The 25,891-nt window shown below is 60.4% G+C and carries 22 protein-coding genes and 1 tRNA gene; 10 read left to right on the forward strand and 13 right to left on the reverse strand.

The window, feature by feature from the left end:
- Positions 1–98: 98 nt before the first annotated feature.
- On the reverse strand, positions 99–485 hold the full coding sequence (locus tag AFE_RS15855) for a type II toxin-antitoxin system PemK/MazF family toxin (protein ID WP_307871268.1): 387 nt from the start codon (positions 483–485) through the stop codon (positions 99–101).
- Positions 479–730: an AbrB/MazE/SpoVT family DNA-binding domain-containing protein gene (locus AFE_RS13240; RefSeq protein WP_012537453.1), complete on the reverse strand. Its 252-nt coding sequence runs from the start codon at positions 728–730 to the stop codon at positions 479–481. The genes AFE_RS15855 and AFE_RS13240 overlap by 7 nt, the downstream gene beginning before the upstream one ends.
- Positions 731–1,049: 319 nt before the next feature.
- On the opposite strand from AFE_RS13240, the gene AFE_RS16255 reads away from it, so the two are divergent.
- The gene (locus tag AFE_RS16255) at positions 1,050–1,631 is read left to right on the forward strand and encodes a hypothetical protein (RefSeq protein ID WP_146235847.1); all 582 of its coding nucleotides are present in this window, start codon (positions 1,050–1,052) and stop codon (positions 1,629–1,631) included.
- A 102-nt stretch (positions 1,632–1,733) separates the two neighbouring features.
- Here the strand turns inward: AFE_RS16255 and AFE_RS13250 are convergent, their stop codons facing one another.
- Both AFE_RS13250 and AFE_RS13255 read right to left on the reverse strand, forming a co-directional pair.
- Positions 1,734–2,150 carry a PIN domain-containing protein gene (locus AFE_RS13250; RefSeq protein ID WP_012537455.1) on the reverse strand — a complete coding sequence of 139 codons (417 nt, stop codon included), beginning with the start codon at positions 2,148–2,150 and terminating at the stop codon, positions 1,734–1,736.
- Complete coding sequence (locus tag AFE_RS13255; RefSeq protein ID WP_009560865.1) at positions 2,137–2,370, reverse strand: AbrB/MazE/SpoVT family DNA-binding domain-containing protein; 234 nt, start codon at positions 2,368–2,370, stop codon at positions 2,137–2,139. The genes AFE_RS13250 and AFE_RS13255 overlap by 14 nt, the downstream gene beginning before the upstream one ends.
- Between AFE_RS13255 and AFE_RS13260 the strand changes: the two genes are divergently transcribed.
- The 3 genes from AFE_RS13260 to AFE_RS13270 all read left to right on the forward strand — a co-directional run bounded on the left by AFE_RS13260 (position 2,369) and on the right by AFE_RS13270 (position 5,035).
- Entirely contained in the window at positions 2,369–2,629 is a 261-nt protein-coding gene (locus AFE_RS13260) for a hypothetical protein (RefSeq protein WP_012607558.1), read from the forward strand. The two genes, AFE_RS13255 and AFE_RS13260, sit on opposite strands and share 2 nt — an antisense overlap.
- Positions 2,630–2,725: 96 nt before the next feature.
- Complete coding sequence (locus AFE_RS13265) at positions 2,726–3,076, forward strand: DUF4870 domain-containing protein (RefSeq protein ID WP_012537457.1); 351 nt, start codon at positions 2,726–2,728, stop codon at positions 3,074–3,076.
- A gap of 96 nt (positions 3,077–3,172) precedes the next feature.
- Positions 3,173–5,035, forward strand: coding sequence for an ATP-binding cassette domain-containing protein (locus AFE_RS13270; protein ID WP_012537458.1), 1,863 nt, complete (start codon positions 3,173–3,175; stop codon positions 5,033–5,035).
- Here AFE_RS13270 and AFE_RS13275 read toward each other — a convergent pair.
- The 9 genes from AFE_RS13275 to glnL all read right to left on the reverse strand — a co-directional run bounded on the left by AFE_RS13275 (position 5,032) and on the right by glnL (position 14,634).
- A complete protein-coding gene (locus AFE_RS13275) occupies positions 5,032–5,355 on the reverse strand; it encodes a hypothetical protein (RefSeq protein ID WP_012537459.1) in 324 nt (107 codons plus the stop codon). The genes AFE_RS13270 and AFE_RS13275 overlap by 4 nt on opposite strands.
- The gene (locus AFE_RS13280; RefSeq protein WP_009566855.1) at positions 5,348–5,659 is read right to left on the reverse strand and encodes a hypothetical protein; all 312 of its coding nucleotides are present in this window, start codon (positions 5,657–5,659) and stop codon (positions 5,348–5,350) included. The genes AFE_RS13275 and AFE_RS13280 overlap by 8 nt, the downstream gene beginning before the upstream one ends.
- On the reverse strand, positions 5,656–7,410 hold the full coding sequence (locus AFE_RS13285; RefSeq protein ID WP_012537460.1) for a peptidoglycan D,D-transpeptidase FtsI family protein: 1,755 nt from the start codon (positions 7,408–7,410) through the stop codon (positions 5,656–5,658). Before AFE_RS13285 ends, AFE_RS13280 begins: the two co-directional genes overlap by 4 nt.
- A gap of 148 nt (positions 7,411–7,558) precedes the next feature.
- Positions 7,559–9,619, reverse strand: coding sequence for an O-antigen ligase family protein (locus tag AFE_RS13290; RefSeq protein WP_012537461.1), 2,061 nt, complete (start codon positions 9,617–9,619; stop codon positions 7,559–7,561).
- A gap of 316 nt (positions 9,620–9,935) precedes the next feature.
- Positions 9,936–10,012: transfer RNA gene (locus tag AFE_RS13295), tRNA-Pro, on the reverse strand.
- A gap of 10 nt (positions 10,013–10,022) precedes the next feature.
- A complete protein-coding gene (locus tag AFE_RS13300) occupies positions 10,023–10,991 on the reverse strand; it encodes a polyprenyl synthetase family protein (protein WP_012537462.1) in 969 nt (322 codons plus the stop codon).
- Positions 10,992–11,099: 108 nt separating this feature from the next.
- Positions 11,100–12,044, reverse strand: a complete 945-nt coding sequence (locus AFE_RS13305) for a tetratricopeptide repeat protein (protein ID WP_009561999.1) — start codon at positions 12,042–12,044, stop codon at positions 11,100–11,102.
- Positions 12,045–12,145: 101 nt separating this feature from the next.
- The gene (ntrC, locus tag AFE_RS13310) at positions 12,146–13,552 is read right to left on the reverse strand and encodes a nitrogen regulation protein NR(I) (protein WP_012537464.1); all 1,407 of its coding nucleotides are present in this window, start codon (positions 13,550–13,552) and stop codon (positions 12,146–12,148) included.
- Positions 13,549–14,634: a nitrogen regulation protein NR(II) gene (gene glnL, locus AFE_RS13315; RefSeq protein ID WP_012537465.1), complete on the reverse strand. Its 1,086-nt coding sequence runs from the start codon at positions 14,632–14,634 to the stop codon at positions 13,549–13,551. Before glnL ends, ntrC begins: the two co-directional genes overlap by 4 nt.
- A 309-nt stretch (positions 14,635–14,943) precedes the next feature.
- Between glnL and AFE_RS13320 the strand changes: the two genes are divergently transcribed.
- The 6 genes from AFE_RS13320 to AFE_RS13345 all read left to right on the forward strand — a co-directional run bounded on the left by AFE_RS13320 (position 14,944) and on the right by AFE_RS13345 (position 25,855).
- On the forward strand, positions 14,944–15,714 hold the full coding sequence (locus tag AFE_RS13320) for a 20S proteasome subunits A and B (RefSeq protein ID WP_012537466.1): 771 nt from the start codon (positions 14,944–14,946) through the stop codon (positions 15,712–15,714).
- Between the two features lie 315 nt (positions 15,715–16,029).
- The gene (locus AFE_RS13325; protein ID WP_009562631.1) at positions 16,030–17,493 is read left to right on the forward strand and encodes a circularly permuted type 2 ATP-grasp protein; all 1,464 of its coding nucleotides are present in this window, start codon (positions 16,030–16,032) and stop codon (positions 17,491–17,493) included.
- Positions 17,478–18,464, forward strand: coding sequence for an alpha-E domain-containing protein (locus AFE_RS13330; protein WP_012537467.1), 987 nt, complete (start codon positions 17,478–17,480; stop codon positions 18,462–18,464). Before AFE_RS13325 ends, AFE_RS13330 begins: the two co-directional genes overlap by 16 nt.
- 39 nt (positions 18,465–18,503) lie before the next feature.
- Complete coding sequence (locus AFE_RS13335; protein WP_012537468.1) at positions 18,504–21,866, forward strand: transglutaminase family protein; 3,363 nt, start codon at positions 18,504–18,506, stop codon at positions 21,864–21,866.
- Between the two features lie 457 nt (positions 21,867–22,323).
- Positions 22,324–24,258, forward strand: a complete 1,935-nt coding sequence (locus AFE_RS13340) for a PrkA family serine protein kinase (protein WP_009566693.1) — start codon at positions 22,324–22,326, stop codon at positions 24,256–24,258.
- Between the two features lie 280 nt (positions 24,259–24,538).
- Positions 24,539–25,855 (forward strand): ammonium transporter, encoded by a 1,317-nt coding sequence (locus AFE_RS13345; RefSeq protein ID WP_012537469.1) that lies wholly within the window; start codon positions 24,539–24,541, stop codon positions 25,853–25,855.
- Positions 25,856–25,891 lie beyond the last annotated feature (36 nt).

Raw genomic sequence — 25,891 nt, forward strand, 5'->3', positions numbered from 1 at the left:
GACGTGCGGTTTTGAGGGGCAGGACTTGGTGTTGATGGTACACCATCAGGCATTGCCCTTTGCATGATTTTCTCGGTTATTTTGTTGGTTTTTTGGTATCACGACGCGGATGGCGTTAACCCGATGATCTGATCCAGTATGCTGCACACCTGCCTGAACAGGGATTCAGGGAGGTTCCCGTGCGGATGAGGAGCGGCCTTTCTCGCGCGCCAGTCAAAGGATTTTGGCTGATGGCAAAGGACATAGCTGGTTTTACCCGCTTTGCGCCCCGATGCCGCACCAACAGATACCGCAAACGGATTGGTGGCGTTGTATTCAGCCGTGGTCATAGGCAAGCCGATAACCAGAGAGGTTCGGTCGTTGAACGCTTTTGGCGACAACACCAGAAAGGGGTGACGGTCCCGCATTTCCCTCCCGGCATGAGGGCTGCAGTCGATCCATAGGATTTCCTGCCGGTTTGGCACCCAGCCCACTGGCGTCACCACAATTCAGCACCAACCGGCTCAGCCGCCATGACCTCGCCACCATGTAAGGCGGGATCAAAGAGGTTGAGACGATCCTCCAGCGTCAAATCGGCGATTGTGCCGACTGGCTCGACGATAACACGTCCATGCTCAACGAAAAGCCTTACCTCCTGATCCGCATGGAGTCGAGCTTCGCTGGCAATGGTAGCGGGCAGCCTAACGCCCAAGTTATTACCCCATTTCTTTATGATGAGCCGAGTTCCCATGGAAATACCCCTTTCGTTTGTTTATACAAAAGTATAAACATATTGTGCGCGCCTGGCAAGGCGGCAATCCTGAGTAGCCAAGTGTGTCTCATGCGATCCTGCCAACGCCGTGGGGAGCTTCAGACTTCTCGCCGGACACGCCGTTGCTATTAACCTGATGCCTCTTGCTTCAGACGTTAGTCATCCAAAAGCCAACGCAGAAAACCCGCATTGGCCTTGTTACGACGCGGTGCGCTACCCGCGCACCACGGCGTGTCGAAGTCGTGCAACTGCTGGCGGCTGTATAGGGAATGGGGGCCGCAACCCAGCATCCAAACTATTGCCAAGACCAAAAAAGCAGGGCAAAATCATACCATTTTTGAGGATATTACGTGCCAAAGATCAAAAACTCGCCGCATCTTTAGCCATAGCCGCCACGGTCGCCGGATGCGGCATAATCGAACATCAGCCATACCCATACAAAACCAGCACAAAAAACTCGGCATTAGGCGCTTGGGAACTGGTACAGACTAGGATGAATAGTAAGTTCATGCCACTTTACCAGATCAAAACGGTGAAACCTGACAATATCTTGTTCGTCGGCAAAAAACATGCATGCCATGTTTCTCTCTATCAGGGCAAACCCACCGTGTCGCACATGGAAGCGGAGTCTGCAGGGGGCGCGTTGACTTTGGCCATGGGTCCCATTATCCCCGGAGAGGATACCGTCACCTATCGCGGCGCCACACTCAAAATGCGCCTGGAATCAGGGCCTTCTTTCCTTCTCGGTGGAACCATTTTGCGCCGATTGCCGATTGCCAATGCTCATGATGCCATTAACTATATCGGAAGCGCCCTCAGCGTTCCACATAAAGAAGCTAGACATATTATGGATTCGTGTATCCTTGGCGCAAAAAGCTAGAACGGTTTCGGCTCCACAAGCGTCAGAGTTGCTGTTAACGGACAATAAAGCATCATCCCGGAAAAGGTGTGTCTCTGAGAGAATAGCGCATTCCTAGAACAATCACTCGTCGGCCCGCAAAAATGGATTGATCAGTTGCAAGCGGTCTTCGAGGATCTGGCCGTGGTGCATATCCTCCGTGTAAAGAACGGCGCAATCAGCCAACAGGGCCGATGCGACAATCATTGCATCCCAAACATTGTATTTGTATCGCTCCGCAATCCTGAGGCCATGAATGTGCGTATCCAGGGTAAGATGCGCGACATCGCAAATTCGATGAATGGGGGTCAGCACCTCTCTGATTTCCAGAAAAGACATGCCCATCTTGCGCTGGGCAACGGAAGCAAATTCGTTCAACACCTGGGCACTGATCACACCACCATTCACCATGATGCCTTCTGCAACATCTGCCTTGGCCGTGTCCGCCGAAAGCAGATAAAGCAGCACGTTCGTGTCGAAGAACGCCTTACCGCTCGCCATGCGCTTCCAACCGGTCGAACCTGAAATCGGCAGGGAGCCTCCCTCGATAACGCCTTAACCTGGCCAACAACTCTTCCGCTTGAGGCGTTCGTTGAATCTGAAAACGGCGTTCGCCCACGACCTCAACCTCAATGTCGTCACCCTCTTTGATACCCAGCGCCTCTACCACGGAGGTTGGTATACGGACGGCCAGACTGTTGCCCCACTTGGATACCTGCATGATATTCTCCGATAGGTTGCGGCAAGATAAACATTACGTTTCATTGTATATCATGCTGCCCCTGATTGCGCAAGGGACCCGCAATCCAGCTCACCCACCAAAAAAAGCCAACGCAGAAAACTCGCATTGGCCTTGTTACGACGCGGTGCGCTACCGCGCACCACGGCGTGTCGAAGTCGTGCAACCGCTGGCGGCCATATCCGGCAATATCCTCCATCTCATTCTTGCTGACGGCTTTGATCAAAAGGCTATTCTTTGACAAAAAATTCAGTATGATAGTGAGCACGGGCCACACAGACTGGAACGCCACCCGGCAACCCCGGGCAAAATCCATCACCCTACAGGGAGCGTGAACATGGACAGCAATGACCTCGTTGAATCAGTCAGTAAGGACGATCGCAATATCGCTGCGCTCACCCACGCCGGCGGTATCATCTTCGGGTTCATCCCGTCGCTCATCGTCTATCTCCTCAAAAAGGACAGCGGCTCCGCCTGGCTGGTGCAGCAAAGCAGAGAGGCGCTGAATTTCCAGATCACGGTATTGATTGCCTGTGTGGTAGCCAGCATTCTCAGCGCATTCCTGATAGGCCTGTTCATTTTCCCGCTGATTTTTATAGGGAATTTAATATTCTGCGTGATCGCGGCCATCAAGGCCAGCAACGGCGAGGTCTACCACTACCCGCTCACCCTGCGTTTGCTGAGTTGACGCGCAGAACCCGAGAACATCCTTTCGGCTTGCGCCACTGCAGCGCGCCCCGTACCCTACGCCTTTATTTTGCATAACAAGGATGGGGTCGGCTGAATGTCTATTCTGCGGCTGGAGGCAGGGCAAGTGGAATGGGGTGGCCGGGCGCTGCTGGACCATGCCGAGTTGAATCTGGAGGCCGGCGAGCGGGTCGGCCTGATCGGCCGCAACGGTGAAGGCAAGTCTACCCTGCTGCAAGTGCTGGCAGGTCTCTGTCCCCTCGATGCGGGAACGCTGTGGGTGGCGCCCGGTATACGCCGGGCCTACTTGGCGCAGGAGCCAGAACTGGCCGGTGAGCACGACCTGCTCACCGCCATCAAATCCGGGCATCCTGCCTGGCGGCACTTGCAGAATGCCGATGCGGACGACGCCCATGCCCATGCCCTTGCCGACCATCACGATGCCTGGCAGATCGACTACAAGGCGGAGGCCCTGCGCGACAGCCTGGGGCTGCCCGCTGAAGGGGTGGTCAGCGCTCTTTCCGGCGGCCAGCGCAAGCGGGTAGCCATCGCCGCCACCCTGGTCGCCGAGCCGGATCTGCTCTTTCTCGACGAACCCACCAACCATCTCGATCTGCCCGCGATCCTGGCGCTGGAACAATCCCTGCTGCGCCATCGCGGCACGCTGGTCTTCGTCACTCACGACCGGCGTTTTCTCGACCGGCTGGCGACCCGCATCATCGAACTGGACCGTGGGATACTACGCAGTTTTCCCGGCACTTTTGCGGCTTATCTAAGCCGCAAGGCCGAAGTCCTCGCTGCCGAGGCTGCGGCGGACAGCCGTCTGGAAGGTCAACTGGCGGAAGAGGAGGCTTGGCTGCGCCAAGGGGTCAAGGCCCGCGCCAAGCGCAACCAGGGCCGCCTGCGCCGTCTGGAGGGGCTGCGTGAGGAGCGTGCCAGCCGTCGCCAGCAGCAGGGGCAGGCCACCCTGCAAATCAGCACGGCGGATCGTTCCGGCGTACTCATTGCCGAGCTGGATCATGTGTCTTTTGCCTATGGTGGGCGTCCGGTCATTCGCGATTTTTCCACCCGCATCGAACGCGGCGACCGGGTTGGCATTATCGGCCCCAATGGGGCGGGCAAGACGACACTGCTGCGCCTGATCCTGGGCGAACTGGAGCCACAGGAGGGTACCGTCCGCCGCGGCACCAAGCAGGAGGTCGCCTACTTCGACCAGATGCGCGCCACCCTCGACCCGGAAAGCCGGGTGTTGGACGCCATTGCGGACGGGAATGATTTTATCGACATCAATGGCGAACGCCGTCACGTGCTGAGCTATCTGCAGGATTTCCTCTTCCCGCCCAGCCGGGCGCGGGGGCTGATCAAAGCGCTCTCCGGCGGCGAGCGCGCACGTTTGCTGCTGGCCCGCCTGTTTGCCCGCCCCGCCAATATTCTGGTGCTGGACGAACCCACCAACGACCTGGACCTGGAGACGCTGGAGGTGCTCGAAGAACGTTTACAGAGTTACGCCGGCACGATCTTCCTGGTGTCCCATGACCGAGACTTTCTCGATAACGTGGTCACCCAGGTGATCGCCTTCGGGGAAGACGGGCAGATCAGCCAGAATGCGGGCGGCTACGAGGACTGGCTGCGCTGGCAGATGGAGTCGCAGCGCACGGCAAAATCGGTAGAAGGTGGCGGCGGCAAGGGTTCCGGCAAGCGGGATGGCGGCAAGGGCAGAAAATCCGCCATGAGCTACAAGGAGAACCAGGAACTCGCCGCCTTGCCGGCGCAGATCGAGGCGCTGGAGAAAGAAGAGGGTGAAATCGCCGCCTTGCTGGCCCTGCCGGAAACCTACCAGAACCCGGAGCGCTTGCGCGAGGTGCAGGCCCGCGCCGATGTCGTCAGTGCGTCTTTAAAGAAAGCTTATGGGCGCTGGGAGGCGCTGGAAGAAAAGGCGGCCCGGGCTGCCGACTTTTAGGAAGAAGACTTCGGTGTGCCATGCCCCTTGTCGCGCAGCAAAAAATGCAGCGCCACGCCGTCGACAATGGCCAGGAACAGGGTCGCGATCAGGCCCGCGGCCATGCTGGCCCAGGGTCCGGGGGGCACCTGGGGGTCGGGAACGAAACCCTGCCAGTGCCAGGCCATCCCGGTTATCCCATAGGCGATGATCAGCCCCGGAATCAGCAGCAGACCATCCACGGCCAGCAGTACCAGCACCGCCAGCAGCACGAGCAGCACCATACCCGCGCCTGCGATCAGCTCGCGCAGCCAGCGCAACCAATCACGTGGTTCAGCCACGGTACACCCAAAGCACGATATCCCGGCGCGGCAGAGTGACCGGAGCCCCATTTTGGAAGTCCAGGGTAGCGTTGGGCCAGAAGGCCGTATCGGCGAAACGCGGGGTCACCAAATAGGTCCCCGGCCAGTCGGGCGCGGCCACTGCCTGATGCCCTCCGACAATAATGGTGCGCGCCCCGGCCTCGTTCACATAGATGTGCGCCACAGGGATGCGGGTAAACACCGCCGTCATCAAGATCCCCAGCAGGATCGCCACAATACCTGCCGTAAGTACTCCCGCGACCCATTTGTCCAGCCTGCTCAATTACCGCCTCCTTCCGCCCAGATTTCCGCCTGGGTGGCCGTGATATGGTTTTCTTTGGAGGCACAGGCCTTGCCTCCGCACCAGCGTGGTGCAATGTTCAGCTCTTCCAGGGCATGGCGCATGGTCACCCGGAACACGGGGGCCGACTCCACGCCACCGAAGTTCCAGTAGCGACTACTTCCGCGCAAGGTTACCGCCATGACCAGTTTCGGTGCAAAGCCCGGTGCAAATCCGACAAACGTCGCATTGGTCTTGTTCTTCAAAAACCCGTCCTTTCCGTTGGCCAAGTTGGCGGTGCCCGTCTTGCCCGCCACTGCATAACCGGGGATCGCCGCGAGGATGCCCGTGCCGTTGGCGGCGCAGACCCCTTCCAGCCAGTGCCGCAGGTGCGCAGCGATGGGAGCGGGCATGATGCGCACGCGCTGCGCGGGCTGGCCGGCGATCAGTGTCGGCGCGACGTGATAGCCCCCGTTGGCGATGGCCGCATAACCTTCCGCCAGTTGCAGGGTCGTCACCGACACGCCGTAGCCCAGCGCTATGGTGGCATGGCGCGCCTTGTCCCAGGTCTGGGGCGGAGGCAGCACACCACTGGTTCCACCGGCAAAACCCAGATCCGGCTCCTTGCCATAACCCGCCGCCCGATACATGTCGTAGATGGCCTGGGCAGGTGTCCGCAGGGCAATCTTGGCTGCGCCGATGTCGCTGGAGTATTTGAGAATATGCGCCACGTTCAGTTCATGGTGTACCACATCGTCGCGAATACAAAACCCGCCCACGGGCAGGCAGTGGGAGACGTTAAAGCGTTGGTCCGGCTGGATACTGCCAGTTTCCAGGGCGGCCGCCACCATAAATGGCTTCATTACCGAACCGGGCTCGAAGGCCTGGTGCACGGCGTTATTGACATAATCCGCGGGATCGCCGCAACTGCCGCGCGCATTGGGATTACAGGACGGCACGCTCGCCATGGCGAGAATCTGCCCGGTATGTACATTCATTACCACCGCCGAGCCTTCGGTGGCGCCGAAATGTTGTTGCGCAGCCAACAACGTCATGTAGGCCCAGTACTGAATCTGAGGGTTGATGGTCAGGCGCAGGTCGTGGCCGGGTACCGGCGCCTGCCGCGCGCCGAGGAGGTGGAGCACTTCGCCCTGTCCGTCTACCAGCACCTTCTCACGGCCCGCCTTGCCCGACAACCAGGAGTTATAGCCCATCTCCAGGCCGGCAGCGCCCTGGTGATCGAGATGTACCAGGCCCAGCAGCGGTGTGGTTACCGCCCCCAAAGGATAATAAGTACGACTGGTCTTCTGGACATAGATACCGGGCACATGGAGGGCCTCCAGTGTGCGCCCCAGTTGCGGCTGCACCTGACGCAGGATATAGGCGAAGCCCGATCCACCGGACCGGACCCGCGCCGTCAGCTCGTCGGGACTGAGGTTCAGGGCCTGCGCCACCTTGTTCCAGTCCTTACGGTGGGCATTGAAGATGCGCGGATCCGTCCAGATGGTCACGGCCGGCACATTCACCGCCAGCGCATCACCGTTGCTACCGTAGATCACGCCACGGGCAGCGGGCAAAGGCCGCGACTGCAGGTAGCGCATGCGCCCCTGGACACGCAACTCGTGGGCTTGCCGCCATTGCAGTTCCGCATCCCGCGCCAGCACCACCACCAGCCCCACAAGAATGACGGCAAGGAGCAGTATCGCCCGCCAGCGCGGCAGCATGCGTTGCAGGCTTAAGCGTTCCGACGGCATGCGCAGCTCCTCGGCGATGTCCCCCGGTCGTCCCTATGGTAAGGCAAGGGCGCGCCGGCGGGATGTAGAATGAGCACCGCCGGCTGTTCGCGGTCGTCCTCCCCACGAACGTCACACGCAGCGAAGATGCCGGTCGGGATATCCATACTCAGTGCGATATTGCCGCCTCCTTCGCAGTCTGGCGATGAATGGATTGCAGCCAGGAAACAGCCGGAGTATAGCCCGGATTCGCGCGCAACAATTGCAACAGGGTGGCTTCCGTCGCATGTTTTTCACCTGCCCGCCATTGGGTGAGGGCGATTTCCATCTGCAGATTACTGCGCGGGTAAGGAAAGAGCGGCCGCCGTAACCCGGCAGACAAAAAGGCTATACCCTCCCCGACGTGCCCCTGATCCACATAGGCCAGTTGGGCGATTTTGTTGCGCAGGCCGACACTTTCGGGATTGATCGCCAGGCCTTTACGCCAGGCCAGCAACGCCAACCGGTCCTGCTGCGCCTTGTCCAGGCCGAGCAGGGCACCCTGCTCCAGATAGAGCGTGCCGATGGAATTCCACACGCCCGACTGCTGCGGAATTCCCACCAGACTCTGGCGATATTGACGGAGCGCCGCTTTTACCAGGGAACGGCGTTGGGCAATATCCGTCTGGTTTCCGCGATCTGCGAGGCTGAGATAGGTATTGGCCAGATACACATGGGGTTGGGTCGCCAACGGTCGTACCAGCGTCAGCGCATCCGCCGCTTTGAGTAGAAACACGGCACGCTGGTTCGCGTTGCTGATCAACCGGTTGAGCCAGCCGTTTTCGCTCAGCAGGGCGAAAGTCGCGCCATCGGCGGTCAGATTCCAGGAAGCCGCCACCACCGCCAGCACCAGGAGCGCTTGCACGATGAATCCATGGTTAATGCCGATCCGTGGTAGCAAGGGCATAGTCTCGGCCTGGATACCGTAGAACCGCCAGGCACGTGCCAGAAAGAGGCCAGCCAGCAGACTCAGGGGTAGATTGTAGAAAATGAAATTCCCCAGGGCATGGCCGGTAACGGCAAAAACCCCGAGCACCAGACCCAGGGCCTGCAAGCGGCGTTCATCCGGCACCTGCAAGACCTTACCCGCACGGTAAAGCAGACGGTACAGGGCGTACATCAGGGTCGCGGCAAAGCCGAGGAGAAAGCCCAGATTGATGAGCCCTCCCTCGGCCAGATATTCCAGGTAATCATTGTGGGCGTACGTACCCGCCGACGCCAGTTCGCCGGGCAGACGGTAGGCAGGATAATTCAGAAAATAAGACCCGAGGCCGGTACCCAGCCAAGGATGGCTGAGAAACATATGCCAGGTCGCCACCCACATCAACCCGCGGGCAACCGTAGAAAGGTTATGGGTAATGAAGCCTGGCGCCAGATGTCCCAGAAGGTCATAGCCCTGGGGATAACCCAGCAGGGAAAAGCTGATCAACGCCACAGCGGTTATCACAGCCATACGCGCCCAGCCGCCCGGGCGCCTTCCGAACGCCCAGAAAACAAAAGGCATCGTACTGACCCACGCCAGCAACCCACCCCGACTGTTCGTAGAAAAAAACGCGAGAAGGATTACGGTAAGCGTGGCGAGATAAAATAACCCGACCATGTTTAGCTGAAGCGACCCAAAGCGCGTACCGCGTTTCTCATCATCGATGAGGTAAACGGCAAGAATGGGGAAAAACAGGAGATTCAGCCACGCTGCGAAACTGTTGGTATCCAGTAGCGGACCATAAGGCCGCAAGCCGGATAGGCCAACGCCCTGCCCCATCCAGTGGTAATACTGCCAGAGCGCCATGCCGCTCAGAATCCAGGCGCTCAGCAGGATCCCTCGCCAAAACCAGGGCCAGGCCCGTTCTGCGACCGGCGCCGGGATCATCACGCTGATGAGAAATGTCAGCGGCAGAGCACCCAATACCCAAAAGTAGAACCAGCTCGTGTAAGGCGATCCGCTCCAGAACAGGGTCAGGCCAAACCACAGCAGCCAGAGCAGCATGAAGATCGGCAAAAACCCCCGCGGCCAGGCCAGTCCCTCCCCCAGGCGCGGCCACCAGACCAGGGCACCCCAGACCATCAAAACCATGCTGGTGACTGCCAGCAGCGGGATCATCTGACCGTTGTAATACCAGGAAAGAAAATAGGCGATCAGGGGAAAGGCCGCATAGAGCCCGACCCGATATGAGGGTACGGCAGGATTCACTGATCATCTCCGGCATGTTGTGGGCAACAGAAATCGCCGTCAGCCCGGCGGACCGCTTCCTGTAGTGGCAGATGCCGATTGCAGCGCGCGCATCGCACCAGTCGATCTATCCGAGGTGCCCGGGGGCGGCGGTGCCGCCGGCCATACCACAGCAGCGCCACAAACGCCATTAGAATCAGCCACTTCAGCATAAATACAGGTACCCGTGTGGTGCGGACTGACAGCGCCATGCCCTCCGCGGATCCGCCACAAAAACAGACTCGACGACCGCCAAGTCCTTATGAAAAAGGCCCGACAATGCGGGCCTTTCCTCAATTGGTCGGGGCGAGAGGATTCGAACCTCCGACATCCGCCTCCCGAAGGCGGCGCTCTACCAGGCTGAGCCACGCCCCGATGACATACTTCAAAAATCACGCCGCACGGCAAATGCCGCCAAAAAAGCCAGAGCTTCCTTCTCCATACCTGCCGGAAACCCGGACAGACAAGCAATGGCCTGATCCGCCTTTTCCTTCGCGACGCGCAAAGTGTAATCAATTGACCCTGTTCTGGCAATGATTTCCCAGACCGTTCCAAAGACGGCTGGCGCATTGCCGCTCAGTGCTTCACGCAAAATGGCCTGCTCCGCCGCCGTGGCATGCTGCATGGCGTGGATATAGGGCAGGGTTGCCTTGCCTTCCGCCAGATCGTCGCCCCGGTTTTTGCCCATTTTCTCGGCGCTGGTGGAGTAATCCAAGGCATCATCCATCAACTGAAAGGCGATGCCGAGCAGCGAGCCGTATTGCGCCAAGGCCTTCTCCGCAGCGGCATCCAGTTCGTTTACCAGCGCCCCGATACGGGCGGCGGCCTCGAAGAGCTTGGCGGTCTTGGCTTCTATGACCGCGAAGTACGCCTCAGGACTCAGATCGGGATCGTTGGCATTCTCCAGTTGCGCAACCTCTCCCTGGGCAATAACGCTGGTGGCCTCCGCCATGGTGGCGAGGATACGCATATCACCGTCCTGTACCATCATCTCGAAGGATCGGGCGTAAAGAAAATCCCCGACGAGTACGGCGGCGGCGTTGCCCCAGCGTTGATTGGCAGTCGCATTGCTGCGCCGCAGTTCGGAACCATCGACTACGTCATCATGCAGCAGCGTCGCCGTATGGATAAACTCGACAACAGCCGCCAGAGAGATCGGACGCGGACCACGCTCACCACCCATGCGTGCGGCGAGCAGCAGAACAATGGGCCGCAGCCTTTTGCCGCCGGCATTGATCAGGTAAGTCCCCATGGCCGGAATGGTCGGCACCCCCGAACGCAATTGTTCCTGGATAACGCTGTTCACCGCCGCCATATCGGCCCGTACGAGGCGGTTGACTTCCTCCAGATTCATGCCCTTGCTGCTCCCTGTCTGCCTCAGCACCCGCCACACACCGGTATGGTGCGGAGCCGTTGATTGCAGGCGATTGTCGTTAGCGCGGCACAAGCTTGTCAAGCGCGGTCATCCGCCTTGTGCCGCAGCGCCGGACAACCCGACCGGAATCTCCAGTTGGCGTGATCTGGCCAATCGTCTCAATACTTCCGGGTCGCCATTCCATTGTGCAAGGGTATCCCACAGGAGGTGCGGGCCGAGGTCTTCACCTGCCCGCAACATGCGTTCACGCAAGGTTTTGCCACCACTGCCCACCGCCAGGAAGAGCAGAATCAGGGTATTGATATAATCCTCGATACGGCGTTGCTGGTAGGTTATGCGCAGAAGTTCGGCATACAACGGCAGTCGCCGCGGTTCATGGGCGATAGCCCGCCACAGGATCGCCATGCCGTAGGCCGGATCGTGGTTGCGGGACACCAGGGCCAGCGCCATCTCCGCGGTCATGACGGCATCCGGAGTTCGCACTTGCGGAAGAGGGATGGCCATGCCCACTTTCTCGGCAAGCACGAGGAGTTCAAGATTGCCGGGATCCTGACTCAGACCGGTATTTACCCGTTCCCGCCACCAGGACTCGTCCATGGGGGCAGCCCCCGGCTTTTCTCCCAGACTTTCGAGCAGGTCGGCATAGCTGTCGATATCGGCCATGGCAAGATAGGCATCCAGGAGCATGTTGATGGGTTTGGTCACATGCGGGTTGATATCCACATACCAGCGCAACACGGTCGCGGCCTGCGCATAGTGGCCATACTCCAGGTAAATGGTCGCTTCATTGAGGAGGTCGTCAATGCTGAGCGCTTGCTGCTCGGCGCCACCGGTAGTGGTTACGGGTGGGACAACAGCATTTACGCCGGACACTTCGGGTCGAATCTGCAGCACGTCTGTGGCGGGTGCCGAACGCGCTGCTGAGGAGACTGGCGCGCTGCTTTTGTTCTGTAAACGGCGGCGCCGTGCCCTCAGACGAATGAAAACCTCCACCAGTAGCAGCAGGACGACAACGATTTCCAACAGTAACATTACACCTTGCATAGACACCCCAAGCGCGACCAAGCATACCCTTTATAACCACATACAAGGGGGTTTTAGTCGAAAGCCCGGGATTCGCCAGAACCGACGCCTTACGTATCCTCCGCCATGCCCAACTCTTTCAGCTTGCGGGTGAGCGTATTGCGCCCCCACCCGAGTTTGTGCGCGGCGCTCTGCTTATGGCCACGGGTATGTTGCAGGGCCGCTTCCAGCAGACAGCGTTCGAACAGCGGCTGAATCTTGTCCAGCAAGGCTTCTTCACCGCCAGCGAGACGCTGCCGCACCACCGCCCCCAGCAGCAGGCGCCAATCCTGGGTGTTCGGATCCGGCATCATGGCGGACATCGGCGATGCGGCCATTTCCGGCGGCAAATCCGTCACCTGGACCTCGCGGGTGGGTGCCATCACCGTAATCCAGCGACAGACGTTTTCCAATTGGCGCACATTGCCGGGCCAATGCCAGTTCATGAAGGCGGACTCCGCCTCCGGGCTCAATATTCGCCGCTCGACATCCAGTTGCTCCGCGCTACGACGGAGAAAATGGCGGGCCAGACGCGGAATGTCCTCACGCCGCTCGCGTATGGGCGGAAGATGGATATGGATGACGTTGAGACGGTGGTAGAGATCTTCCCGGAAGCTGCCATCGCGCACCTTGGCTTCGAGGTTCTGGTGGGTCGCGGCGAGGACGCGGACGTCCGCACGCTGGGGCGCGTGGCCACCGACCCGATAGAAAGTGCCGTCGGAAAGCACCCGCAGCAGGCGCGTTTGCAGGGCGGCCGGCATATCGCCGATTTCATCCAGAAAGAGGGTTCCCCCGGAGGCCTGCTCGAAGCGCCCCTGCCGAGTCTGCACCGCCCCGGTAAAAGCGCCCTTTTCATGGCCGAAAAGTTCCGATTCCAGCAACTCGGCGGGAATGGCCGCCGTGTTGATGGCAATGAAAGGTCCGCGCGCACGGGGGCTGTGCCGGTGCAGTGCACTGGCCACCAGTTCCTTGCCGGATCCCGATTCGCCGGTAATCAGCACATTGATCTGTGAGCGCGACAGACGCCCGATGGCACGAAACACCTCTTGCATGGCCGGAGCCTCACCGATCATTTCCGCCGGATCGCTCTCCTCCACACCCGCCGCGCCCGGTCCAGCCCGGCTGCCGAGGGCGCGCTGCACCAGCGTAACCGCCTCGTCCATGTCAAACGGCTTGGGCAGATACTCAAAGGCCCCACTTTGAAAAGCGGCGACGGCATTGTCGAGATCAGAGTGCGCCGTCATCACGATCACCGGCAGTTTTGGCCAGCGCGACTGAACTTCGCGCAGAAACGCCAATCCGTCCAGGCCGGGCATACGCAGATCGGTGACAACGGCCCCTGGCTGCTCACGCCCCAAGGCCCGCAGCGCGCTGTCGGCGTCTGCAAAGCTGCGCACCAGGATATCGGCCTGAGTCAACGCCTTCTCCAAAACCCAGCGAATGGAAGGGTCGTCATCGATAATCCAGACTTGTGTCATGCGGATGCCTCCCGGTGCGGTGACAGGGGCAGAGAAACGGAAAATACCGTTTCTCCCGGTTGTGAATGGCAGTGGACCACGCCGCCATGCCCGCGCACCAGTCCCTGTACGATGGCGAGCCCCATTCCCATACCCTCGGCACGACTGGTGACCAGGGGCAAAAAGATCCGTGGCAGCAGATCCGGGGAGATTCCCGGGCCGTTGTCGACTACATCCACACGCAGCGCCAGGCGGAACTTGTGGTGCAGCAGGGTAACGTAGCGTTCGACCCGGGTACGGATCAGAATTGCACCGTGGCGGTCCAGCGCCTGTTGGGCATTGCGCATCAGATTCAGAAAAACTTGCACCAGTTGCTCCTGGTCCGCCATAAGGTCGGGAATGGAGGGGTCGTAGTCGAAACGCACGGCAATACCGGTGGGCAATTCCGCATTCAGCAGACGACGCACGTGCTCCAGCACCTGATGGATATTCACCTCGGCAAAAACCGGGCGGCTACGGGGTCCCTGGAGGCGATCCACCAGATGATGCAGACGATCCACCTCATGGAGAATGACGCGGGTGTAATCTTTCAGTTCCGGGCGTTGCAACTCGCGATCCAGGAGTTGCGCAGCCCCGCGCAAACCGCCGAGGGGATTTTTGATTTCGTGGGCGAGGCCGCGCAGCATCTCCTGCGCTGCCCCGTAAATGCGGTCCTGCATTTCCTCCTCGGCGTGCCGCGCCGGCAGTTCCATGGGCCGCATTTCAATAATGAGGCCGTCGGTTGGTGCCGGTGTCACCACCAAATCCACCACGGCGCCGCCGCCCTCACTCAGCGCCAGGGGCAGGGCTCTACGCAGCGTTGCCGTGTTCGCCGCGATGGTATCCACGAAAAGTGTGGCAAATCGCTCTTCGCCAACGACGCTGCACAGCGCCGGCAAATATTGCCCCAATGCCTGGTGCTGGCTGATGCGCAGCAGATTCTCGGCGGCGGGATTCATATATCGGATATGGTAATCCGCTCCCAGAACCAGTACCGCTGATTCCAGGGCGTCCAGCACCATATTCTCCGCGGGCAGGGTGGTTATGTTTTTGCGGCGCGCCATGCAAGCTCCGATCTTATGATTCACCAAACAGGCTCCGTGCTCAGTAAAGCAAAAAGCGCACCAGACCGTCAGGAACACAGCCCCCTGCACCCGGCATACCATGGACATGCTTCCGCATCCCCGACGCAAACACCAGGCATGCCCTTATCGTGCGGCAGCCGGTTGCAGACGCATATGATGCACCATAATAGTGCATTATGGACGAGGCGCCTAGCGCCATTGCCGGCCGACCTCTTGGTCGGGCTTCCCAAGGACGGTATTTTCGGCGACTATCATCCATCCATGTCGTCGGGCTCACAGGAATACTCCATGACCTATTGCCTCACCACCCACGTCACCGGGGGTCTGGTTTTCTGCTCAGACTCGCGGACCAACGCGGGCACCGACAATGTCAGCATCTACTCGAAAATGCATCACTTCTGCTGGCCCGGGGATCGTTTTCTCTGCCTGCTTTCAGCGGGCAATCTGGCGACCACCCAGGGCGTGGTCAAGCGGATGCAGCAAGATATCGACCAGGACGCCGAAATCCATCTGCTCAATCTGGGCAGCATGGCGGAGGCGGCGGATTATGTCGGCCTCATCAATGCCGAGGTGCAGCGCAACCAAGCCAACCGCGATACCGCCAACACCAATTTCGAGGCGACCTTCATACTCGGTGGGCAGATCGGGGCAGAGATGCCAGCCACCTATATGATCTATCCACAAGGCAACTATATCCATGAATCGTCGGACCATCCCTTTCTGCAAATCGGCGAAATCAAGTACGGCAAACCGATCCTGGACCGCGTAGTCAGGCCCGACCTCTCGCTGGAGGCTGCGGCACGCTGTGCGCTGGTCTCCATGAATTCCACCATGCGCAGCAATGTCACCGTAGGTCCTCCGGTGGAACTGCTCATTTACCGCGCCAACAGCCTGCAGGTAGGGCGCTACCTGGCCTTTTCCGAAGAAGATCCTTTTTACCGCAGCATCGGTGAACGCTGGAGCCAGGGGTTGCTACGGGCGTTGGATGACCTGCCGCGCTTTGCCTGGGAAAGTGCGGCCACGAATCTCACGGAAGAGACAGAAAACGGCGGCCGTTGACGGACGAAATCAACCCTGCACTACGGCTGAGCCAAGCGCACCGTATTGGTGCATATCTCTTCTTTACTGCGACGCGGCCCCGCCGGAAATCCGGCCATTCAGGTGCAATCGACATCCAGGGACCACGAACTGCAGGAAATGCGATGACTGGTGACCGGAGAAGGAGGCGATCGCCCAGCCGGCATCTGGCATAATCTTTGCTGATATCACTCCAGCGACCACAGCACAGCCCGATCCGGCATCGGAACGAGGACGTCGTCTCACCGCCTTATTCAAAAGCGTGAGCGTGCATCACGCGAAGAGGAGAACCGGTTTATGGATTGGCTGAGCAAGCATTATCAACAGCAGAAGGGTTACGATGAGCTGGTAGGCGAAGGTGCGGTACCACGTCTGCCCGCAGCCCCCCTGTTTGACTACCTCAGCACCCTGGACAGCAGTGAACTGCGTGCCCGCCGACAGGCCGCAGATGCCGCCATCCTCGCCATGGGCATCACCTTCACGGTGTACAGCGAGGCGGGCGACATCGACCGCGCCTGGCCCTTTGATATCATTCCCCGCATCCTCTCCCGGCGAGAGTGGATGCGCATCGAAGAAGGGCTCAAGCAGCGTTTACAAGCCCTCAACCTCTTTATCGACGACATCTATAACGCACAGCGTATCGTTGTGGACGGTGTTTTCCCGGCCGAGGTCCTGGCCAGTTCCCGCAATTTCCGGGAGGCCTGCCGCGGCGTGCATCCACCTTTCGGAGTCTGGGCACACATCTGTGGGAGCGATCTGGTCCGCGATGCGGACGGCACGGTCTATGTTCTGGAGGACAACCTGCGGGTTCCCTCCGGCGTCTCCTACATGCTGGAAAATCGACAGATCATGAAGCGGCTCTTTCCTGAACTATTCAAGTCCTCGACTATCCTGCCCGTGGACGACTACCCCAACCGGCTCTACGACACCCTGGCCGCACTGTCGCCACGCGAGGGTGAGCGGCCCGTGGTCGCCGTGCTTACCCCGGGCATCTACAACTCGGCCTACTTCGAGCACAGTTATCTGGCGCAGCAAATGGGGGCTTATCTGGCGGAGGGCGCGGATTTCTTCGTCAGCAGGGACGATATCGTCTATCTCCGGACCATCTCCGGCCCACAGCGGGTGGATGTGATCTACCGCCGCATCGACGACGAATATATGGACCCCGAGGTCTTCTTCACCGATTCCGCTCTGGGTATTCCCGGATTGCTGCGCGCCTGGCGACGCGGCACGGTCGCCATTGCCAACGCACCCGGTGCCGGCGTCGCCGATGACAAGGTGGTATACGCCTTCGTGCCCGACATCATCCGCTACTATCTGGGCGCCGAACCCATCCTGCCCAACGTGCCGACCTACTTGTGCATGCGCGAGGCAGACCGCGATTATGTACTGAGTCACCTGCACGAACTGGTGGTCAAGCCGGCCAACGAGTCAGGCGGTTACGGCATGCTCATCGGACCGCGCGCCACATCCGAAGAGCGTGGGCGCTTCGCGGAACTGATCGCCGCCAACCCGCGTAATTATATCGCCCAGCCCACCTTGAATCTTTCCACCGCGCCAACCCTGGTGGAAGACCATCTGGAAGCCCGCCATCTCGACCTGCGTCCCTTTATCCTGCAGGCGGACAAGCTGTATGTGACCACCGGTGGCCTGACCCGGGTGGCCATGCAACCGGGGTCGCTGGTGGTGAACAGCTCCCAGGGCGGCGGCAGCAAAGACACCTGGATTGTCGATGAGGAGGCCCCATGCTTTCGCGCGTAGCTGAAAACCTGTACTGGATGGCCCGCTATCTGGAGCGGACCGAAGACATGGCCAGACTGATCAACGCCACCACACTGCTGCTGCTCGACCTGCCCCAGGGCGCCGAGTTCGGCTGGGACATTCTCTTGCAGGTGACGGGCGACGCCAAACTCTACATGGAGCACTACGGCACGCCGGAGGAAGGCCGCATCATGCGGTTTCTCATTGCCGACGAGCGCAACCCCAACTCGGTGATGGCCGCCATCCATCAGGCCCGGGAGAATTGCCGCACCTTCCGCGACCTGCTTCCCGCGGAGTTCTGGGAGCGCCTGAACACCCTCTTCCTCTTCGTCCGCGAACATGCCGGCACCAGTTCAGACAGCCGTCATGCACGTTATGCCTTTCTCAACGAGGTCATTTCCCGACGCCACGCCCTGGTGGGGCTGCTCATCAGCAGCATGAGCCAGGACAACGTGTACCAGTTCATCAAGCTGGGCCGCAACATGGAACGCGCCGACATGACCACCCGCATCGTCGACGTGACCAGCGCCGTGATCCTGCCCCAGGACCAGGGGCTACAGAAAACGACCACCAGCAGCCTCTGGCTGGGCGTGTTGCGTGCGCTCAGCGCCTTTGAGATGTACCGCCGTCATGTCTCGGTACAGGTGCGCAGCAATCAGGTGGTAGACTATCTGCTCAAGGATAACAAGTTTCCGCGCAGCATGAAGTACTGCCTGGGGGAGATGGAGGTGGCGCTCGCCTATCTGCCCAATGCAGGCATCCCCGCCGAGGCCGTGCGCCGCGCGCGGCGGCGCCTGGATGCCCTGAAACTGGCGAATTTGCGCCCGGACCTGCTCCACGAATATCTGGATCAGGCACAAAAAGATCTCGCCATGGTGCACCGCACGATTCATGGCACCTATTTTGCCCGGGATGATACCGGTTTCGACGGAGTGCCGAGCGGGCTGCTCCTGAATGCCGCGCAGGCCTGACCGCAGACGCGGCACCCACCCACTTCGGAGGAAATCATCATGGGCATCCATGTCGTACTGCGACACCAGACCGTGTATGACTTTGACCGGCTGGTGGATATCCACCCCCATGTGCTGCGCCTGCGCCCTGCGCCCCATTGTCGCACCCCGATCCTGGCCTACTCGCTCCATGTCGAACCGGCCAGGCATTTTCTCAACTGGCAACAGGACCCATTCGGCAACTACCAGGCGCGCCTGGTCTTTCCCGAGCGCGCGCGCTCGCTGAAGGTGGAGGTAGAGGTCATCGCCGATTTGACCGTGATCGACCCTTTTGATTTCTTTATAGAGCCCGAGGCCGAACACTGGCCTTTCCCCTATGATCCCATCCTCCGCAAGGAACTCGCACCCTACCTGGAACAGGAAGAGGCCGGCCCGTTGCTACGGCGTTTTCTGCTCGATATCCACCGCCAGCGCCAGCGTACCGTGGATTTTCTCGTGGCCATCAATCAACGCCTCCAGGGACAGATCGGCTATACCCTGCGAATGGAGGCCGGGGTGCAGACACCGGAGGAGACCCTGAAAAAGGCCAGTGGCTCCTGCCGCGACAGCGCCTGGCTGATGGTGCAGGTACTCCGCCACATGGGGCTCGCGGCTCGCTTCGTGTCCGGCTATCTGGTGCAACTGGTGGCCGATCAGGCGCCCCTGGACGGACCCGCAGGCCCCGCCAGCGATTTCACTGATCTCCATGCCTGGGCAGAAGTTTATGTCCCCGGCGCCGGCTGGATCGGTCTCGACCCGACCTCCGGACTGTTTGCCGGGGAGGGCCACATCCCGCTGGCCTGTACCCCGCATTATAAAAGCGCGGCCCCCATTACCGGCGCCACCGGTGCCTGCGAGGCCGGGTTTCACTTCACCAACACCGTGACCCGCCTGCTGGAAACGCCCCGCGTCACCAAGCCGTACACCGACGGGCAATGGGAACAGATCATGGGCCTGGGCGATGCGCTGGATAAGCGTTTACAGGCCGCCGACATGCGCCTCACCATGGGCGGCGAACCAACCTTCGTCGCCGCTGAAGGAGTGGATGCCGCCGAATGGAATCAGGACGCCCTCGGCATGCATAAGCGGGAACGCGCCGAAACGCTGGTGCGTCGCCTCGGCCAGCGCTTCGCGCCCGGTGCATTGCTGCACACGGGCGAAGGCAAATGGTATCCCGGCGAACCGCTGCCGCGTTGGGCGCTTGGTCTGTACTGGCGCAAGGATGGTATCCCCCTGTGGCGCGAGCCCCGGCTGCTCGCCGAGCCGCTGCACGACTACGGCTGGCAGGCCGATGACATCCACAGTTTCGCCTGTACCCTGACCCGCCATCTGCAGCTCGACAGCAACCGCCTGCTGCCCGCTTACGAGGACGCCTGGCATATCCTGCATCAGGAAGGCCGCACCCCGGTTAATATCGATCTCAGCACCCATCGCCTCGACGACCCGCTGGAACGCCAGGCGCTGATCGGCAAATTGCAGGCGGGACTCGATCAGCCGGTGGGCTGGGTACTGCCCCTCGCCTGGGAATGGAAACAGCAGCGCTGGTACTCGGCGCCGTGGAGTTTCCGGAGCGGGCGGCTGGTTCTGCTGCCTGGCGACTCCCCGCTGGGCATGCGTCTGCCCCTTGACAGCCTGCCCTGGGTGGTCGAAGCCCACAAAAAGTGGCAGCCGGAGACTGACCCCTTCGCGCCCATGCCACCATTGCCGGATATCCACGGCGAGATCACCGCGCGCAACAGCCACGTCCCTGAAGCGCAGCCATCGTCCAAGACGGACCGGCGACTCTGGGAGGAGATCCCCCATACCGCAGTCACCCTGGAAATCCGCAAGGGTTGCCTGTACTGCTTCTTTCCGCCCTTGCAGGTGATGGAACACTATCTGTACCTGCTCGGCGCGGTCGAACATAGCGCCACCGAACTCAATATGCCGGTGGTCATCGAGGGTTATGCGCCGCCCAGCGATCCACGGGTGGAGAAGCTGCTCGTCACCCCCGACCCTGGGGTCATCGAGGTCAATATCCATCCTTCCACGCACTGGCAGGAGATGGTGAAAAAGACCACGGCCCTCTATGACGACGCCCACGCCTGCCGACTGACCGCCGAAAAATTCATGCTGGATGGGCGCCATACCGGCACCGGCGGCGGCAATCACCTGACACTCGGCGGCGCCACCCCCGGCGACAGTCCCTTTTTGCGCCGCCCCGATCTGCTGCAGAGCCTCGTCACCTACTGGCAGCATCACCCGGCCCTGTCCTATTTTTTCAGCGGCATGTTTATCGGCCCCACCAGTCAGTCGCCGCGGGTGGATGAGGCGCGCCATGAGGCCCTTTACGAGCTGGAGATCGCTTTTGCTCAGGTGCCGCCCGGCATCGTGCCGCAGCCATGGCTGGTGGACCGTCTCTTCCGCAATCTGCTGGTGGACATCACCGGCAACACCCACCGCGCCGAAATCTGCATCGACAAGCTCTATTCGCCGGTCGGGGCCGCCGGCAGGCAGGGGCTGGTGGAACTGCGAGCCTTCGAGATGCCGCCCCACGCACGCATGAGCCTCGCGCAGCAACTGCTGGTGCGCAGCCTCTTGCTGCGTTTCTGGGAAACCCCCTATCGTCATGAACTGGTGCGCTGGGGCACCGCCCTCCACGATCGCTTCATGTTACCCCATTATATCTGGGAAGACCTGCGCGAGATTTGCGCGGACCTGCAGGAACACGATATTCCCTTCCATCTCGACTGGCTGGCGCCCTTCTCCGAGTTTCGCTTTCCACGATACGGTCACATCCGGATCGGCGAGATCGACATTGAACTGCGCGCCGCCATCGAACCCTGGCACGTTCTCGGCGAAGAGATGACGGATAGCGGCACGGCGCGCTATGTGGACTCATCGGTCGAACGGCTGCAGGTGCGGGTAACGGGCATGACTCCGGGACGCCATGTACTCGCCTGCAACGGACGACGGGTGCCACTGCAGGCCACTCGTGCGCACGATGCGCAGGTAGCCGGGGTACGTTACCGCGCCTGGCAACCGCCATCCGCGCTGCACCCCACCATTCCGGTGCATACGCCGCTGACTTTTGACCTGATCGACACCTGGAACGGGCGTAGCGTGGGCGGTTGCAGCTACCACGTCATGCATCCCGGCGGGCGCAATCCCGAAGCCTTCCCGGTCAATGCCTGGGAAGCAGAGGCGCGGCGCCAGAGCCGCTTCACCACGACCGGCCACAGTCAGGGCCCGCATCCGGAGCCAATCCTGCAGGGTCCGGGCGCGAGCCTTTTCGTGCCAACCGGCAGCGGTGAGCACGCCTGGCTGCCCCCCCATGCGGAAGATCAACCTGACTATCCCCATACCCTGGACCTACGCATGGCGCGGCCCATGGCCTCAGGCTGAAAGACCGCGTCGAACATGGCACGCTTCCTGCTACATAAATACCGATCATGGTCATGTGATCACTCCTCCTCAAGTGGCTTCCAGGGCGGTTATTCCGCCCTTTTTTTCGTCCTCAAGGCAACGTTCTTGAAAAGGACATGCATAACAATATGTTAAAAACACTCGCCATTCCCGAACCAAGCATCTACCAGGGAGAAAGCACCCGTGCTGCACTGGCGCACCCCCAGGATCTGCACCATACTTGTGCAATGGCGCACCACTCCAGCGCACCCTGTTCGGGGTGATTGCACACGATCATCTCCATGGTGGAACGGCAGGCAACTGGAGCAGCAAATTTCAGACTGGCACGGGAAATGCTAGTTTCATGGTGTACACGGGGTCTTCCCCATGAGCGAACCGCGATGACCGATGCAGGTCTAACCAATCGCAGACGCGGCAATGCCGCAAGGAGTGGCAAATGGCGTTATTCGACCGTTACCAGGAGCGTTTCCTGCAGCAGCAGGAAGTCACCCTTTCCATCGATGCCTATCTCGACCTTTGTGCCCGGGAGCCCATGGCTTACGCCACCGCCGCGGAGCGGATGCTGGCGGCCATCGGCGAGCCACAGGTGGTGGACACCCAGGCTGATCCCCGGCTGTCGCGCATTTTCATGAACCGTAAACTGCTCACCTATCCCGCCTTCAAGGACTTCTATGGCATTGAAGACGTGGTGGAAAACCTCGTCGCGTATTTTCGTCACGCAGCGCAGGGACTGGAAGAGCGCAAACAGATTCTCTATCTGCTCGGTCCGGTGGGCGCCGCCAAATCGTCCCTGGCGGAACGCCTGAAAAACCTGATGGAGCACTATCCCATCTACTGCCTCGCCGCCCATGGCAAAGTATCGCCGCTCTTCGAGTCGCCGCTGGGGCTCTTCGATCGAGATGAAGATGGTCCGGTACTGGAGGATCGCTTCGGCATTCCCTCCCGCGCCCTCAATGGCGTAATGTCGCCCTGGGCGGCCAAGCGGCTGCGCGAGTTCGGCGGTGACATCCGTAAATTCACCGTGCACCGCCTGATGCCGTCCCAGTTGCACCAGATCGGCATCACCAAGGTGGAACCGGGCGACGAGAACAATCAGGATATCTCCAGCCTCGTCGGCAAAGTGGATATCCGCAAGCTGGAAGATTTCTCCCAGGACGATCCCGATGCCTATTCCTATGCGGGCGGCCTCAACGTCGCCACCCAGGGCGTGCTGGAGTTCGTCGAGATGTTCAAGGCGCCCATCAAGATGCTCCATCCCCTGCTGACGGCCACCCAGGAGGGCACCTATAACGGTACCGAAGGTTTCGGCGCCATGCCCTTCCAGGGCATCATCCTGGCCCACAGCAATGAATCGGAATGGTCCGCCTTCCGCAATAACAAGCGCAACGAGGCTTTCCTCGACCGCGTCTATATCGTCAAGGTGCCCTATTGCCTGCGCGTCACCGAGGAGACGCAGATCTACCACAAGCTCCTCGAAAGCAGCGCCCTCAACACCGCCCCCTGCGCTCCCGATACCATGGACATGCTGGCCCGTTTCTCCGTCCTCAGTCGTCTCAAGGAGCCCGGCAACAGCAGTCTGTGGTCCAAGATGGAGGTCTACGATGGCAAGTCCCTCAAAGATAAGGACCCCAAGGCCAAAAGCCTGCAGGAATATCGTGATGCGTCGGGCGTGGACGAGGGCATGGACGGCATTTCCACGCGCTTCGCTTACAAAATCCTGTCACGCACCTTCAACTTTGACAGCGACGAGATAGCGGCCAACCCGGTACACCTCCTGCATGTGCTGGAAACACAGGTCCGTGCCGAACAGTTTCCGGCAGAACTGGAGTCCCGCTATCTCGCCTTCCTCAAGACCGAATTGGCTCCCCGTTATGCCGAGTTCCTCGGCCTGGAAATTCAGAAGGCCTATCTGGAGAGCTATGGCGATTACGGCCAGAATCTCTTTGACCGCTACATCCAGTACGCCGATTTCTGGCTGCAGGACACGGAATTCCGTGACCCCGATACCGGGCAGCTCATGGACCGCAGCCTGCTCAACGAAGAACTGGAAAAAATCGAGAAACCGGCGGGCATCGCCAACCCCAAGGATTTCCGCAACGAAGTAGTGAACTTCGTGCTGCGGGTCAAGGCATCCAACGACGGCGTCAGCCCGGCCTGGACCAGTTATGAGAAGCTGCGCGCGGTCATCGAGAAGAAGATGTTTGCCAATACCGAGGATCTGCTACCGGTGATTTCCTTCGGCAAGAAGAGCTCCTCGGATGACGAACGCAAACATCAGGACTTTGTCGCACGCATGACTTCCAAGGGCTACACCGAAAAGCAGGTACGCCTGCTGGTGGACTGGTATATGCGTTATCGCAAGCATCATTAGAGGCCCCGTGCCATCGCAAAGAGGGCCAACGGCCCGCGCTTCGACCTCTCCCGATATCCTGCCCGCACCCGCGGGCTTTTTTTGACCGGGAGGACCGGCTCCACCGTCGCGCGGTGGATAGAGCGCACCATTTTGGTGCGTTCGGCATTCCCGGTCTCCTGTCACGATCCATAAGCCCTTATTTTCCTTTAGCCTGCCTGGCTTGCACACTTATTGCTTGACGCTATCTGAGCAACCACGGGGCGAACGGCCCCATAACGGTCAAAAAAGGAGCGACAAGATGCAGAAGGGAGCGAAACACCAATTTTTACCGGTGGCGTCGGGAATCGGCGCATGGATATGGTTGGCCAGCCCGCTGGCCCAGGCCGATACCACCACACCCTTTAACAGCGGCGATACGGCATGGATGCTGAGCTCCACGGCTCTGGTGCTGCTCATGACCGTCCCCGGCCTGGCCCTCTTTTATGCGGGCATGGTGCGCAAGAAAAATGTCCTGGCCACGGCGGCGCAGAGTTTCGCCATCACGGCCCTGGTTTCCGTACTGTGGATGTTCATAGGCTACTCACTGACCTTTACCTCAGGCAATGCGTTCATGGGCGGGCTGAGTCGACTTTTCCTCAACGGCATGGGCCTGGATTCCGCCAATGGTCTGGCCCCCACCATTCCGGAATCGGTTTACATGACCTTTCAGATGACCTTCGCCATCATCACGCCGGCCCTGATCGTCGGCGCCTTTGCCGAACGGATGAAGTTCTCCGCCCTGCTCTGGTTCACCGGGCTCTGGTCGTTGCTGGTCTATGCGCCCATCGCGCACATGGTCTGGGGTCCAGGCGGCTGGCTGGCGGCGGATGGCGTCCTCGATTACGCGGGCGGCACAGTGGTGCATATCAACGCCGGTATCGCCGGGCTGGTCGCGGCGCTCGTCATGGGCAAGAGGATCGGTTACCGGCATGACGCCATGCACCCCAATAATCTGATGTATACCCTGATCGGCGCATCTCTGCTCTGGGTGGGCTGGTTCGGCTTCAACGCCGGTTCGGCAGTGGCAGCCAGCGACCGGGCGGGGATGGCCATGTCCACTACCCAGATTGCGACCGCCGTGGCGACCCTCTCCTGGATGTTTGCGGAATGGCTGGCGCGCGGCAAGCCGACGGTGCTGGGCATGACTTCTGGCGCCGTAGCCGGTCTGGTCGCCATTACCCCCGCCTCGGGTTTTGTCGGCCCCATGGGTGCATTGTGGATCGGCCTTGCGGCGGGCGTCATCTGTTTCTGGGCTGCGGTCTACCTGAAGAACCGGTTGGGTTACGACGATTCTCTGGATGCCTTCGGCGTCCATGCCATCGGCGGCATCATCGGCGCGTTGCTAACCGGCGTTTTCGCGGTGAAAGCCATCGGTGGTACAGCGGGCATGCTGGAAGGGAATACCGGACAACTGCTCATTCAGGCGACGGGTGTTGGTGTCACGATTGTCTATGATGCCGTCGTCAGCTTCATCATCCTCAAGGTCATCGACTGGACCCTGGGCCTGCGCGTCATAGGTGAGCAGGAACGGGAGGGGCTGGACATCACCCAGCACGGTGAGCAGGTCTACGAATAAACCGCGTTCCCGGTGGACCATCCATGGGGGAGGTCC

Origin of the sequence: Acidithiobacillus ferrooxidans ATCC 23270 (assembly GCF_000021485.1) — a bacterium.
Classification (GTDB): Bacteria; Pseudomonadota; Gammaproteobacteria; order Acidithiobacillales; family Acidithiobacillaceae; genus Acidithiobacillus; species Acidithiobacillus ferrooxidans.

Coding starts and splice junctions, on each gene's coding strand:
- AFE_RS13240 (WP_012537453.1), bottom strand. CDS start 730: ATGGGAACTCGGCTCATCATAAAGAAATGGGGTAATAACTTGGGCGTT.
- AFE_RS13250 (WP_012537455.1), bottom strand. CDS start 2,150: ATGGCGAGCGGTAAGGCGTTCTTCGACACGAACGTGCTGCTTTATCTG.
- AFE_RS13260 (WP_012607558.1), top strand. CDS start 2,369: ATGATATTCTCCGATAGGTTGCGGCAAGATAAACATTACGTTTCATTG.
- AFE_RS13255 (WP_009560865.1), bottom strand. CDS start 2,370: ATGCAGGTATCCAAGTGGGGCAACAGTCTGGCCGTCCGTATACCAACC.
- AFE_RS13265 (WP_012537457.1), top strand. CDS start 2,726: ATGGACAGCAATGACCTCGTTGAATCAGTCAGTAAGGACGATCGCAAT.
- AFE_RS13270 (WP_012537458.1), top strand. CDS start 3,173: ATGTCTATTCTGCGGCTGGAGGCAGGGCAAGTGGAATGGGGTGGCCGG.
- AFE_RS13285 (WP_012537460.1), bottom strand. CDS start 7,410: ATGCCGTCGGAACGCTTAAGCCTGCAACGCATGCTGCCGCGCTGGCGG.
- AFE_RS13300 (WP_012537462.1), bottom strand. CDS start 10,991: ATGAATCTGGAGGAAGTCAACCGCCTCGTACGGGCCGATATGGCGGCG.
- AFE_RS13305 (WP_009561999.1), bottom strand. CDS start 12,044: ATGTTACTGTTGGAAATCGTTGTCGTCCTGCTGCTACTGGTGGAGGTT.
- ntrC (WP_012537464.1), bottom strand. CDS start 13,552: ATGACACAAGTCTGGATTATCGATGACGACCCTTCCATTCGCTGGGTT.
- glnL (WP_012537465.1), bottom strand. CDS start 14,634: ATGGCGCGCCGCAAAAACATAACCACCCTGCCCGCGGAGAATATGGTG.
- AFE_RS13320 (WP_012537466.1), top strand. CDS start 14,944: ATGACCTATTGCCTCACCACCCACGTCACCGGGGGTCTGGTTTTCTGC.
- AFE_RS13325 (WP_009562631.1), top strand. CDS start 16,030: ATGGATTGGCTGAGCAAGCATTATCAACAGCAGAAGGGTTACGATGAG.
- AFE_RS13330 (WP_012537467.1), top strand. CDS start 17,478: ATGCTTTCGCGCGTAGCTGAAAACCTGTACTGGATGGCCCGCTATCTG.
- AFE_RS13335 (WP_012537468.1), top strand. CDS start 18,504: ATGGGCATCCATGTCGTACTGCGACACCAGACCGTGTATGACTTTGAC.
- AFE_RS13340 (WP_009566693.1), top strand. CDS start 22,324: ATGGCGTTATTCGACCGTTACCAGGAGCGTTTCCTGCAGCAGCAGGAA.
- AFE_RS13345 (WP_012537469.1), top strand. CDS start 24,539: ATGCAGAAGGGAGCGAAACACCAATTTTTACCGGTGGCGTCGGGAATC.